This is a genomic window from Collimonas sp. NPDC087041, assembly GCF_044745265.1.
Taxonomy (GTDB): Bacteria; Pseudomonadota; Gammaproteobacteria; order Burkholderiales; family Burkholderiaceae_D; genus Collimonas.
In genome coordinates this window covers 444,413-455,898 of the sequence record NZ_JBIUZX010000004.1, presented here as the reverse complement: position 1 = coordinate 455,898, position 11,486 = coordinate 444,413, and the positions used below count along the sequence as shown (strand labels likewise).

Genomic DNA, 11,486 nt, shown 5'->3' with positions numbered 1-11,486 from the left:
CGGGCGAAAACGTACGTCTTTTCTTGCTCATCAAACACCTCTCCTTGGCGAGTATTCTCGCCTAAAATGGTGTCCGGCTTCATTAGACCACTACAAACAGCGACCAATCAGCAACTTGCGCTAGATCTAAGTCGCCTTTCTCAAGCATGTTTTCGTACTCGCCTCTGCTGACATGAACAAGAGCAGCCTTGGAGACTGGATAAAGGCCGCGATCATACAGAATCGAAGTCGATGCCCCATTTTTGGCATAGCCAATTTTTACCCCATTAAATAGACTGTAATTCGCTTTATATTTCCCAGCATATTCGCTGTCTTCAGTTACATCCTCAAGCAGCAGGGTGTTGACCTGCACGCCGTTCTGGGGTTTGCTACTCGAGCAAACACGCCACGCTAGATCAGGAGGCTGCCCTGCATACGATAGAAGGGACAGAGAAAGCAAGCTGAAGAATAAAAGGCTTTTCATTTGTATGGTTTGGCTTTGGTGAGATTTAGGTAGTCATCCCCTTGTTTCCAGAATATCGTGGACGACGGGTCTTGCAATGACATGCACTCAAGCGCTAGAAAAAAATATGTCATTGTACGACCTCACCCAATTGTCTCGTGATAGCGGGGTCAGGTTATTCACGCTGAGACGTGGAATGTGTCGTTGCGGGACCTGGCTCCATAACCTCTGAGCAATATGGAGACATTCGACATAGTTGCTTAAATCGTAGACAATCGATCTTCCGCCCAAAAAAAACTGAGGCTTGTTTTTCGCCAATGCTTAAACATGCGAAAAGAAATTTAAATCACTCGTTGGGCTTTGCCAAAACCACATGTTCTTCTTCCTAATCACATTGTTTGCCGTCATAACAGTTCACTTAGTCGCCATTGCATCTGTCGGTAAAGCAATAGGCGTCTCCATCCGTAAGTTCTCATTGGGATTTGGGCCAACCATCTTCCAATTTGGCATCTTTCGGATAGGAGCAATTCCGACCGGCGGCTATGTGAGATTCCGAGACTCTCAAGAAGAACCGGTGCCACCGGAAGAAATGAAATCTTCTCTGAGCGGAAGGTCTTCGGTAGAACAGATAGTCATTTCCCTATCAGGCTGTGTCGTCCTGCTATCAATCGGCATCACTTTGGCCGGAACAAGTGGATTTCAAGCTTTCATGGATCTCCCTCTACAAGTTTTCGTTGGAGCCAGTTCGCCGCTTGATAAAGCGCAAACGCTCCTCAAGAACAGTTCTTCTTTTGTACAATCAGCACCCATTGGCATTCTTACGGGGATCTTGTGCGCCAAGTACGCTGCACTTAACTGTATCCCATTTCCAGCGACGAACGGCGCCGTGACAATCGCAATTCTTGGACGTCGGTTTAATGCCGAAAAATGGTGGCCTTCTATAGGGACGCCAATTCTCACCATTGTCACTTTAGTGATTTTCGCATCATGGAGCTTTGCGCTTCTTATCTACGCCATTAGCAACGTCTAACCGTTTTATCGAGTAGACACCCAGGTATTTTTTACCTATAAGTCGAAAATAACGGGGCATTTAAAAAGGGACGACGGGGTCCGGTTTTGCAACAACACACAATCAAAACGCCGCAACAAAATCGATGTGGATTATTCCCGCTAAAACATGCGATGCATCGTTGCAATACCTGACGCCGTCTCCCGGTTTAGGATGATTCAGTCAACGCCACTGCGTCGGCGCCGGCAGGAAGGCGCAGCGGGCACGACGGATCGTTCGCCGCACGCCATACCGCCTCCGCCACATCCGCCGCGTGCGTGATTACGGTCGACTTGCCCCACGCTTCGAAAACGTTCTTCGCCAGGTCGGCGTATGGTTCAGGGATGGCACCCTGCATGAGTGACCGGGCGTTTTCACCGAAACGGGTCTGTGGAGCACGTCCCGGTAGCACCAGGTTCACTCGCACATTGAATTGCTGGAGCTCCAGGGCTAGGGACTCGGTGAACGCATTGACCGCGGCTTTGCTCGCCGTGTACACGGACAGTAAAGAGAGCGGCATCAAGGTCACGCTCGATGTCACGTTGATGACGACACCCGCCCGCCGCAAACGGAATTGCGGCAGCACTGCCTGGGTCATTGCCATGGTGCCGAAGGTATTGGTCTCGAAGACATCGCGGGCAGCTTCCATCGAGCTGCCTTCGAGCGCGCCCAGCATACCGATCCCGGCGTTGTTGACCAGGACATCGATCGGCCCTGCGGCTGCTACGGCCTGACGGATGCTATCCGGATCGGTAACATCAAGTTTCAGCACGCGCAGATGCTCGGAATGCGGCAGGACATCCTCACGTGGGGTGCGCATGGTGGCGATGACCTTCCAATCACGAGCGAGGAAGTATTGGGCGGTTTCGAGACCGAAACCGGATGAGCATCCGGTGATGAGGACTGTTTTCATGGTGACTCCTGGTGAGTGGCTGGCAGTAAGCAAACTATAGTTGGCTGCAGCCGGACTTGCTACAATCAAGAGTCCATATTTGATTAGCGAAAGTCCAGATATGATTGATCCGCTCACGGAGGTTGTCACACTTCTGCAACCGCAAGCCAAGTTCTCGAAGGTCGTCAGCGCAGCAGGTCCATGGCGGGTGCGACGCTCAGGAAGCGGTCAGCTGTTCTACTGCGTGATTCTTGACGGATCGTGCCGCCTCGAGGTCGACGGGAACGAACAGATTCATCTGCACCAAGGTGACTTTGTCCTGATTCCGTCCGCGTACAGTTTCACGATGTCCAGCCTTGAGCCGCCGGCATCGGAGGAATTGGATATGCCACCAGTCCCGCTGGCCAATGGCGAGTTCAGACACGGCGCTCAAGATGTTCCGCCTGACGTTCAACTGCTGGTGGGTCACTGCTCTTTTGGCTCGCCCGACGCGGCCTTGCTGGTTTCGCTACTCCCGCAACTCGTACACGTTCGCGGCGAGAAGCGGCTGGCGATTCTCGTACAGCTGGTGGGAGAGGAATCGCGTGCCGCGCGGCCCGCGCGGGATGTGATCCTGGCGCGACTGCTGGAGGTCCTGCTCATCGAAGCGCTCCGGTCGGTGGAGGGGACTGACGCTGCCCCTGGCCTGCTGCGAGGCCTCGCCGACGAACGCTTGGCTGTCGCGATCCGGCGCATCCACGAAAACATGACCAAGCCATGGACCGTTGCGCAACTGGCGAAAGAAGCAGCCCTTTCACGCTCAGCGTTTTTCGAGCGATTCAGCCGAGCATTGGGCGTTGCGCCGATGGAGTACCTGCTCGCCTGGCGCATGGCTTTAGCGAAGAACCTGCTGCGGCGGCAAGAAGCGGGCATCTCCGAGGTTGCCGAACGCGTCGGCTACGGTTCGGCGAGCGCGTTCAGCGTTGCGTTCACCCGGCATGTCGGCCTGCCGCCCGCGCGTTATGCACGGGAGCAATCGGAATTGCAACGCCCGCAACGAGCCTCCTCTTCCGTTTTTTGAAGGTCTTATGAACACGGCGCGATTTGGATCAAAATCATCCTGGCGCGACCGCTTCGATTCCGCCAGAAGCCGCCCTTAACGCACCCCACCAGTGCGATATTGCCGTGACAATTTATGTGTGGCAGCATTCGTCAGATATTTCCCCATCGTGGGCAGATCTGCAAAAATTGCGGAGGCCCATGCGAACTATGGTGTCGCAACAAAATTGGTCAAATTTCGGAGGTGCAAATGCCGTCAGAAATTGTTGTGCCCTGTTGGACGCGGAGCAGAATGTGGCCAACGTTGGCGTATTTCGCTGTGGTGACGGTGAGCAGCTTACGACTATATAAATCCAGTCACGCCGCAGGCCCTTGGATCGCGGCCCTGTTCCTGGTGTTGATCGGTATTCCCGTTTGTAGATTGTGCCTGAAGAAGACGTTTGTACTTTCACGTCAACCAAAAGCGATTCGATACGAACTTCGATTTCTCGGGATATTACTAAAAAGTGAAATAGTAGATCCCCTCCCAATCAAGTGGGTTCGTTCACGCATGGGTTCCTTCGAGCCGCGAGATGCTGTCGTTGAACTTGGGAAAGAGCATTCTTATGATGCACTAACGGTTCAAACTGTGAAGTATGCGATGAAGGAAACGCCGGAAGTGATCGCGACTCGCGGTGAAATCGCAGATGTCCTCGGCATTGTTGATCGAGGTCACGAACACTTGCCGCCACAGAGAATCGTTGCTTGAGCGCGATGCGACTGGCTTAAAACGACCAAGAACCACCACTGACGAACTCTGCACAAAGCAGACATTTGGACGGAAACTACAACGTGTAGGTACCTGCATTCGAAAAGTAGTAAAAAAATTGGGGAGAAATAAATGGGCGCAATAGTCTTGGACGGAAAATTACTTTCGCTTCAAATGGAAGCGCAACTTGCCGTTCGAATACAAGCAATTAAAGCGAAGTGGTCCGATAAGTCCCCTGTGCTTGCAACCATTCTAGTTGGGAATGATCCTGCTTCGGCGACCTATGTAAAAATGAAGGGCGATGCATGCCAACGCATTGGCATGGATTCGCGGAAAGTCATACTTCCGGAATCGACCACGACCGATGAGTTATTACGCGAGATCGATAAGCTTAATGCAGACTCCTTGGTTCACGGAATTCTGTTGCAACATCCAGTGCCAAAGCATATCGACGAACGAAAGTGTTTTGATCGTATCGCGATCACAAAGGATGTAGACGGTGTGACAGCTCTAGGATTCGGGAAAATGTCGATGTCGGAGCCGGCATATGGGTCGTCAACACCAGTCGGCATAATGCACTTGTTGCGACATCATGGCATTGCAATAGAGGGGAAACATGTGGTCGTAATCGGCAGAAGCGCAATCCTCGGCAAGCCAATTGCAATGATGATGCTTAACGCAAACGCAACGGTGACTCTTTGCCACTCCAAGACCCAAGGGTTAGCGAAATTTGTTGGACTGGCAGATATCGTTGTAGCGGCACTGAACCAGCCACAATTCATCAGAGGCGCATGGATTAAGGAAGGAGCAGTAATTGTCGACGCGGGTTATCATCCAGGCAGAGTAGGTGACGTCGAGCTTACGGCGGCGATCAGTAAATGCTCAGCGTACACACCCGTTCCTGGCGGTGTCGGTCCGATGACAATCGCAACACTTATGGCCCAGACCATCGAGGCTGCCGAGCAATACGCTAATGCTTGAAGAATAGAATATTCGCTGTTAAATCTGGATCGCGCGAATTGCGCGAATCGTTAATATGGACTGGTATTCCCATGCGCGACCTTAAGCGCAACGTTGGCGTCCTCCAATTGGTGTCCGACGGCGAGAACCCCGAAGGTAATGTGTTCCAGCTATCTCAAGCCGATTGAGTCAACCACACACCAAACATTCGATACAGAGGCAAACCACCTATGAAAATCGCAATCCTTGATGACTATTTCGACACGTTGCGCGGCCTTCCCTGCTTCAGAAAGCTCGACGGCCACGATGTGACAATCTGGAACGACCATGTGCAGGACGAGGATATTTTGGTCGAGCGCTTGAAAAACATAGAAGTTCTAGTCCTTATCAGAGAGCGCACGAAGATTTTGGGGCCGCTTCTGGAGCGTCTTCCCAAACTGAAACTGATCAGCCAGCGCAGCGTCTATCCACACATCGACATTGCCGCCTGTACGCGCCTCGGAATTGTGGTCTCGTCAAGCCAGCATGCCGGAGTGCCCTCCTATGCTGCGGCTGAATTGACGTGGGGACTGATCCTGGCCGCAAGCCGCCAAATTCCTCAGCAGGTCAACGCGATGAAAGCTGGAAAATGGCAAATTGGCGTCGGCCATACTTTGCGCGGCAAGACCTTGGGTATCTATGGATATGGCAGAATTGGCAGCGCCGTTGCCGAATATGGCAAAGCCTTCGGCATGCATATCTTGATTTGGGCGCGTCAAGCATCGCTCGATCGCGCCAAGGGCGACGGTTACGCGACCGCCCCCAGCAAAGAGGCGTTTTTCGAGCAATCCGATGTTTTGTCCCTGCACATGCGTCTGGTCGATGCCACCCGCGGAATTGTCACGGAAGCAGACCTTGCTCGCATGAAGCCGGGTGCCCTGATTGTCAATACCAGCCGGGCTCCATTAATCAAACCAGGCGCACTGGTTGCTGCCTTGAAGTCCGGCCGTCCAGGCATGGCCGCGGTAGATGTCTATGAAAAAGAGCCAATGCTTGACGTGAACGATCCGTTGCTGGCAATGAATAACGTGATTTGCACACCGCATATCGGCTACGTAACCCACGACGAATATGAAGTCCAGTTCACCGATATTTTCGATCAGATCGTCGCCTATGCCGCCGGTACACCAACTAACGTAGTCAATCCTGACGTTCTAAAGGCCAAGTAAATTGAGTACATGACAATTTTATGATGCTATCCGATTCATATGCCCGGCCTGGTTGCGAATGTCATTCCTATTGCTCTATATTCATCGTACAGGAGAAGCGTAGTTGCTGAGCGGCCCGTTTCAGCGATGATTCAGATTTTCGTTGTCGCATCAATTTTATAATTGGGAAATATGCGCGAGCCTGAACGAATTGCGATCAGATTTTCCTGTCAATGTTTCCAACGTACGTCTATCAGATTACTGACAACAATGAGCACCCGCTTTAAAGCAAGTCGCGTGACGGCAATGGGTCGTAGACAGCCGCCCATCAATACTCATACCGTAACGTAGATCGCACAAGCGGCAGACTTGAGTCAAATCGCAACCCTCGCGCTGCCGCCAAGTCTGATCAGATCAAACCCTGATCCATACGCCCTGGCGATTACCCGCGCGCCACCGCATCAATCCCAACAACACTAGCATCCTCAGCCCCATGTCCCGCCGCAATCAGCTGATCCATTCTGGCAGCAACCGCAGGTAACGCCGCCATTGGTCGGTCGCCTGTGGTTTCCAGCATCAGGCGGATATCCTTGCGGGCCATTGCCAGTTCGAAGCTTGGGGTGAAATTGCCTTTTGCCATGTTCACGCCGCGCACTGCGACCATCGAATTCAGGTCAAGCAGGCTCAGCAGTTTGATCGCGTCTTCGCCGTTGACGTCGCTTGCCTGCGCCAAGGTGAGGACGTCGGCCATAACGGCGGAGAGGCCGATGATCATGGCGTTGCCGAACAGTTTGTTGGCGGCGGCGAGGTCGCTGCGTTCACCCAGGTATTCGAGGCGCGAAGTCATTTTTGCGAGGTCTGCCTGGACCGATTCGAACAGTGCTTTCGGGCCGGCGGCCATCATCGAGCCTTGGGCATTGCGGGCGGCTGCCGGGCCCATGAAAACGGGGCAGTGCAGATACTTGATACCGGCGGCATGCAGGCGCTTGGCGCGTTCGGCGGTCAGTGCCGGCAATGTCGTGGTGTGGTCGATCAGGATGGCGTCAGGCGACAGTCCGCTGCGCGCCGCCGAGATGACTTCTTCGACGATGGCGTCGTCTTTCAACACGATATGCACTCTGGATGCGCCGCGCACCGCGTCGGCCGGTGTTGCCGCCGCCTTTACGCCGAACTGGGCGAGGGCCTGTACCTTGTCGACGGAGCGGTTCCATGCGGTGACTGTATCGCCGCGTTTTGCGGCGGCTTCTGCGAATGCGCTGCCGAGCAGGCCGGTGCCGAGAAAAGCGATAGTTGCCATGATCGTGTTCCTTTCAAATTATGCTTGAACAGCAAGGCCTTGAAATATAACACCGGAACAATTTGGCAGTTTGCGGCTGCCGGTTTTGCGCTGCTGTGCGCTCCGCTTACTTCGTTTCTTTACCTACGCTCTTGCTCTTGATGTTGCAGTTCTCTTTCAGGAACTGCAGCGCGCGGGTGTATTTGGGATCGCTGTCGTCGTCCAGATATTCCTCCGCTTCCGGCAGGAATTCGTCTTCCCACAGGGATTGCAGGTTGTCCTTGATCTCAAACGGCGCGGCGCTGGCGATGAAGGCGGTGACTGCGGCGCTGTCGAAACCGTGTTCGCGGACGTGGCGGATCATGGTCCGGGCTTCGGTATCAGATATGGTGGTCTTGGGCTTTACGCCGCAGGCGATGCACATGAACACGGTCAGGCGCGAGTAGGGATCTTCCTTGCCCTTGGTGACCTTGTGCCACTCTTTCGACACCAGCGCGTCGAAGTTGTCGACCTCGTCCAGGCTGCCTTCCTGCACGAAGTAACGCGCCTCGACCTGGTTGAGCAGGACATCGAGCGGCATGGCCTGATCCGACAGCAAAGGCGCGTCGTGCTTCTCGATTTCACGGCGGATCTTTTCGGCGATGTCGTGATGCGCCGATGGCACATCGTCGAGCACGGTCTTGGCAATTTTCCATTTCGCGCCGGCCTTGTGCTGGCCGCGGATCTTGTCGATCAATCGGGCGAAGCCGAGGCGGCTGGGGAATTCTTCGGCATCGCCCATGCGCACCAATATCGCGCTGCGGATCACCGCTTCGGCGCCGATGAAATCGAGATCTGCGCGTGCCAGGCCGAGGTCGTTGGCGAACCACAGGGCCGCCGCGATGATGGCGGCGGATTCTTCGCGCGCCTTGCGTTCCTTGCGGTAGGCTGCCAACGAAAACGGTTTGGCCAGCGTGCGTTCGTCCTGAAACTCTTTCTGTCCCTGGCCTTTGGTATCGGCGAAAACTGTCGAATCCGGCATCGCGTGCAGCGCCTTGAGCATCTCGTTGCCACCGCGCGAATGCGACAGGAAAGTATTGTCGCGCAGCGATTCCGCGGCTTTCTGCAGATCGCCGTCGAAGGTGTGTTCGAGGTAAAGGCTGACCAGATTGACCACGCGCAGGCGCGCATTTTCCAGGTCGGTGTGCAAGTGGCTGGTGCCGAAAAATGCGGCGACCTGGACCGTGCCCTTGGCGCCATCGGCGATGATCGCGCGGCATTTCGCCTGGTCGAGAATATGATGCGTCACGCCATGACTGAGCGCCTTTTCAAAGAAAGGGCGCTTGTCGATGACTTGTAGTTTCCGGAGATTGTCGGACATGGGATGCTTGGATGTCTGGAACGGTTAAAACGCATCTTGCCGCGCGGGACAGACAGTCGGCGGCAAGACCGGTTCGGCGCAACGGCGCCGGTTGAATCCGGCGCGCCGTCTTAGAGCGCCGACTCTTCGCCCGGATCGACAGCGCCTGGCGCCGGCTTGACGGTAGTTTTACGCGGTGGCTGTTCGGATGGCTCGGCGTGGTCGGCCTGATCCAACTGCTGCTGTTCCAGCATTTCCAGTTCCGCTTCGCGCCGCAGGCGTTCCTTCATGCGTTTTTTCAGCACCGGCCAGATCTGTTCGAACATGTCCGGGTGCTCGTGCTTGAGCAACCAGGTCAGTTCTTTCCAATCGCGATCGCTGACTTCCGCCTTGTCGACTTCGTCGCCTTCTTCGGTGCGGTTGACGTTGAAGGTATCGTAGGTGACGAAATGCACCACTTCTTCATCGCGCTCAGAGAGGTAATCGATCAGCGCTTCGCAGCCGCCGTCGACATCGCCGATGGCTTCGATGAATTCACCGGTTTGCGAGTCGTCGCGGAACAGCACCGCATTCACCATGCCGCGCAGACGCACGTGGCTATGATCGCCATACAGGCGCTCCATGACGACCGCACGCGCGAACTGTTCCGGCGTCACCAGCAAATTGACGACCGACTCTTTCGAGGTGTCGTACTCGCGGATCACGGCCAGCAAGTCTTTCGGCGGCAAGGTATCCAGCGCCGCGACCAGCGCGTAATCGCCTTCGGTTTCCGCCAGGCTGACCAGTGCGAATTCCGCCCCGGCGATGTCGCCGTTGCGGATCAGGTTTGCTGCTTTTACTATGAGCGCGTTTGTCATGGATTGAATCTGTCAAAAATTTGCGGGGACTTAACCAAGCCGTTCGAAGCCTTGCTCTGCGAGCCAATCGGCGCCTTCGACTTCCAGATCGCTACCGTCTTCGTCTTCATCGTTCTCGACGCCTTCAACCGCGTCGTCCGACTCGCCATGCGCGGACTGGTTGTAGGCACCGTGGTAGTTGCCGTTGCTTTTCTCGTACAGGTATTCAAGGCAAACCGTGGTGATCAGGAAGCGTTCACCGCCCGGTTCCTGCAACGCGATATCGGCCAGCTTTTGCGCCCACGATTCGAATTGCACTGCATCGGCAACATCGGTCCACGACGGGAAATCGTCAGGCTCGTCGGATGACAGCATGGTCAGCAATTGCGGATTGACGAAATCGATGCCGCCATGAAAAGCGACAGAGACCATTTCCGGATCGGTATCGATCATCGGCATCATCAGCGCAAACTGCGCGCGCTTGCTTTTCAGGCGCGACGTCAGGATGTCGTTGCCTTCGGAATCGCTTTGCAAGTCCTCGAGTTCGGCCTGGTAAGCCTTGGTCAAGTCCTCAAAAAAAGAAGATAGCATCATTGCAAAACCTTATTGATATAGGTGGTCCAGATTTGTTCGGCGGTTTCCAGCGGGTTTTCCAGCAGGCTGCGCCGCCGGTTCTCGTCATACTCCTGCCGTTTCACCGCATCCGACAACAGGTCATAGGCTTCCTGCACTTCGCGAAACCGCGACGGTGCATCAGGCGACGTATTCCGGTCCGGGTGAAACTCCGACGCTTTCTTGCGATACGCGCTTTTCAGCGCACTGATCGGTGCATCACTGTCTATGCCGAGAACGGCGTAATAATCCTTCATGCGTCCTCACACGTTGGTATCGGCGATCAGCAGAGACTGTCGCATATTGCTGATTAGGGAATACTTGCTGGGTAAACGTTTGTTGCCGAACGCAAACAAACACTTTAGGAGAGGTCTGACAGCATACACCAATGGCAGCGTTAAGTCGATGCCAGAACGACTCCAAACCACAGCCAGCCGGGTGGATCAGGAATGGCCGTAACTCGCCTGCCGCCCCACAAACCCGCTGAATGCCTGCAGCAGCGGCAGATATTTCTCCTGATTCTGCTCCAGCTGCATCAACGCCTGGCAAGTCGCTTCCAATGTCGACAACTGCCCCGGCGCATGGGCCTTGCGTATCAGATAACGCGACGGCGGCACATCGCGCAATGCCAGGCGCGGCAGATGCTGCAACAGTGGATTGAGGTACAACATCTTGCGGCTCTTGCGCCAGGTGCCGTCCAGCACCACCAGGCGCAGCGTTGCCGACTGTTGCAATTGCATCTGATCCAGGACTGGCGGCGTCGCCAGTTTCAGGCCCAGGTCATCCGGACTGTCCGGATAGAGCAGGACCGTGTAGCCGGGCGCGGCGGCGCCAGGCCACGCCGCATGTAGGCGATTCCGCAGGTCCGCTTCGGCAAACGTTTCGCCGACAATCACTTCGCTGCGCGCCAGGCTCAGGGTGAGCAGGCGCGCACTGCCTTTGGCTTGATCGACTTCCAGCGGATGCTGCAGGATCAGCAATTCGACGGTGTTATCTGTCGGCGTGATCCATTCGCAGATGCAGGTCCGCTGCGGGCGCAGGCATGTCGGGCAAATCGGGCGTTTGATGGATTCTGGCTGCATTTCCGGCGGCATCATGGCGTGAAAGA

General features: G+C 55.1%; 13 protein-coding genes. 5 read left to right on the top strand and 8 right to left on the bottom strand.

The window, feature by feature from the left end; translation table 11 throughout:
• Nucleotides 1–82 precede the first annotated feature (82 nt).
• Nucleotides 83–463, bottom strand: a complete 381-nt coding sequence (locus ACIPF8_RS10460; RefSeq protein ID WP_400420509.1) for a hypothetical protein — start codon at nucleotides 461–463, stop codon at nucleotides 83–85.
• 352 nt (nucleotides 464–815) lie between these two features.
• On the opposite strand from ACIPF8_RS10460, the gene ACIPF8_RS10455 reads away from it, so the two are divergent.
• Entirely contained in the window at nucleotides 816–1,472 is a 657-nt protein-coding gene (locus tag ACIPF8_RS10455; protein ID WP_400420507.1) for a site-2 protease family protein, read from the top strand.
• Between the two features lie 187 nt (nucleotides 1,473–1,659).
• Here the strand turns inward: ACIPF8_RS10455 and ACIPF8_RS10450 are convergent, their stop codons facing one another.
• Complete coding sequence (locus ACIPF8_RS10450) at nucleotides 1,660–2,403, bottom strand: SDR family oxidoreductase (protein WP_400420505.1); 744 nt, start codon at nucleotides 2,401–2,403, stop codon at nucleotides 1,660–1,662.
• A gap of 100 nt (nucleotides 2,404–2,503) precedes the next feature.
• Here ACIPF8_RS10450 and ACIPF8_RS10445 point away from each other — a divergent pair, with 100 nt between their 5' ends.
• The 4 genes from ACIPF8_RS10445 (at nucleotide 2,504) to ACIPF8_RS10430 (ending at nucleotide 6,336) form a co-directional block, all read left to right on the top strand.
• Complete coding sequence (locus tag ACIPF8_RS10445; RefSeq protein WP_400420502.1) at nucleotides 2,504–3,442, top strand: cupin domain-containing protein; 939 nt, start codon at nucleotides 2,504–2,506, stop codon at nucleotides 3,440–3,442.
• A 270-nt stretch (nucleotides 3,443–3,712) separates the two neighbouring features.
• The gene (locus ACIPF8_RS10440; protein WP_400420499.1) at nucleotides 3,713–4,168 is read left to right on the top strand and encodes a hypothetical protein; all 456 of its coding nucleotides are present in this window, start codon (nucleotides 3,713–3,715) and stop codon (nucleotides 4,166–4,168) included.
• A gap of 132 nt (nucleotides 4,169–4,300) precedes the next feature.
• Nucleotides 4,301–5,149 carry a tetrahydrofolate dehydrogenase/cyclohydrolase catalytic domain-containing protein gene (locus tag ACIPF8_RS10435; protein ID WP_400420496.1) on the top strand — a complete coding sequence of 283 codons (849 nt, stop codon included), beginning with the start codon at nucleotides 4,301–4,303 and terminating at the stop codon, nucleotides 5,147–5,149.
• Nucleotides 5,150–5,358: 209 nt separating this feature from the next.
• The gene (locus ACIPF8_RS10430) at nucleotides 5,359–6,336 is read left to right on the top strand and encodes a D-2-hydroxyacid dehydrogenase family protein (RefSeq protein ID WP_400420493.1); all 978 of its coding nucleotides are present in this window, start codon (nucleotides 5,359–5,361) and stop codon (nucleotides 6,334–6,336) included.
• A gap of 421 nt (nucleotides 6,337–6,757) precedes the next feature.
• On the opposite strand, the gene ACIPF8_RS10425 is transcribed toward ACIPF8_RS10430, so the two are convergent.
• From ACIPF8_RS10425 to ACIPF8_RS10400, 6 genes are all read right to left on the bottom strand, one after another.
• Nucleotides 6,758–7,612, bottom strand: coding sequence for an NAD(P)-dependent oxidoreductase (locus ACIPF8_RS10425; RefSeq protein ID WP_400420491.1), 855 nt, complete (start codon nucleotides 7,610–7,612; stop codon nucleotides 6,758–6,760).
• A gap of 106 nt (nucleotides 7,613–7,718) precedes the next feature.
• Nucleotides 7,719–8,951 (bottom strand): hypothetical protein, encoded by a 1,233-nt coding sequence (locus ACIPF8_RS10420; protein ID WP_400420489.1) that lies wholly within the window; start codon nucleotides 8,949–8,951, stop codon nucleotides 7,719–7,721.
• 110 nt (nucleotides 8,952–9,061) lie between these two features.
• Nucleotides 9,062–9,787 carry a hypothetical protein gene (locus tag ACIPF8_RS10415; RefSeq protein ID WP_400420486.1) on the bottom strand — a complete coding sequence of 242 codons (726 nt, stop codon included), beginning with the start codon at nucleotides 9,785–9,787 and terminating at the stop codon, nucleotides 9,062–9,064.
• Nucleotides 9,788–9,817: 30 nt separating this feature from the next.
• Nucleotides 9,818–10,360 carry a hypothetical protein gene (locus tag ACIPF8_RS10410; protein WP_400420483.1) on the bottom strand — a complete coding sequence of 181 codons (543 nt, stop codon included), beginning with the start codon at nucleotides 10,358–10,360 and terminating at the stop codon, nucleotides 9,818–9,820.
• Nucleotides 10,357–10,635, bottom strand: coding sequence for a DnaJ domain-containing protein (locus ACIPF8_RS10405; protein WP_061531841.1), 279 nt, complete (start codon nucleotides 10,633–10,635; stop codon nucleotides 10,357–10,359). The genes ACIPF8_RS10410 and ACIPF8_RS10405 overlap by 4 nt, the downstream gene beginning before the upstream one ends.
• 186 nt (nucleotides 10,636–10,821) lie before the next feature.
• The gene (locus tag ACIPF8_RS10400) at nucleotides 10,822–11,460 is read right to left on the bottom strand and encodes a tRNA-uridine aminocarboxypropyltransferase (RefSeq protein ID WP_400420480.1); all 639 of its coding nucleotides are present in this window, start codon (nucleotides 11,458–11,460) and stop codon (nucleotides 10,822–10,824) included.
• Nucleotides 11,461–11,486 lie beyond the last annotated feature (26 nt).

What these genes read in the sequence shown, in the direction of transcription:
- ACIPF8_RS10400 (WP_400420480.1), bottom strand. Translation starts at nt 11,460, where the DNA reads ATGCAGCCAGAATCCATCAAACGCCCGATTTGCCCGACATGCCTGCGC.
- ACIPF8_RS10450 (WP_400420505.1), bottom strand. Translation starts at nt 2,403, where the DNA reads ATGAAAACAGTCCTCATCACCGGATGCTCATCCGGTTTCGGTCTCGAA.
- ACIPF8_RS10460 (WP_400420509.1), bottom strand. Translation starts at nt 463, where the DNA reads ATGAAAAGCCTTTTATTCTTCAGCTTGCTTTCTCTGTCCCTTCTATCG.
- ACIPF8_RS10445 (WP_400420502.1), top strand. Translation starts at nt 2,504, where the DNA reads ATGATTGATCCGCTCACGGAGGTTGTCACACTTCTGCAACCGCAAGCC.
- ACIPF8_RS10425 (WP_400420491.1), bottom strand. Translation starts at nt 7,612, where the DNA reads ATGGCAACTATCGCTTTTCTCGGCACCGGCCTGCTCGGCAGCGCATTC.
- ACIPF8_RS10420 (WP_400420489.1), bottom strand. Translation starts at nt 8,951, where the DNA reads ATGTCCGACAATCTCCGGAAACTACAAGTCATCGACAAGCGCCCTTTC.
- ACIPF8_RS10440 (WP_400420499.1), top strand. Translation starts at nt 3,713, where the DNA reads ATGTGGCCAACGTTGGCGTATTTCGCTGTGGTGACGGTGAGCAGCTTA.
- ACIPF8_RS10430 (WP_400420493.1), top strand. Translation starts at nt 5,359, where the DNA reads ATGAAAATCGCAATCCTTGATGACTATTTCGACACGTTGCGCGGCCTT.
- ACIPF8_RS10410 (WP_400420483.1), bottom strand. Translation starts at nt 10,360, where the DNA reads ATGATGCTATCTTCTTTTTTTGAGGACTTGACCAAGGCTTACCAGGCC.
- ACIPF8_RS10435 (WP_400420496.1), top strand. Translation starts at nt 4,301, where the DNA reads ATGGGCGCAATAGTCTTGGACGGAAAATTACTTTCGCTTCAAATGGAA.
- ACIPF8_RS10415 (WP_400420486.1), bottom strand. Translation starts at nt 9,787, where the DNA reads ATGACAAACGCGCTCATAGTAAAAGCAGCAAACCTGATCCGCAACGGC.
- ACIPF8_RS10455 (WP_400420507.1), top strand. Translation starts at nt 816, where the DNA reads ATGTTCTTCTTCCTAATCACATTGTTTGCCGTCATAACAGTTCACTTA.
- ACIPF8_RS10405 (WP_061531841.1), bottom strand. Translation starts at nt 10,635, where the DNA reads ATGAAGGATTATTACGCCGTTCTCGGCATAGACAGTGATGCACCGATC.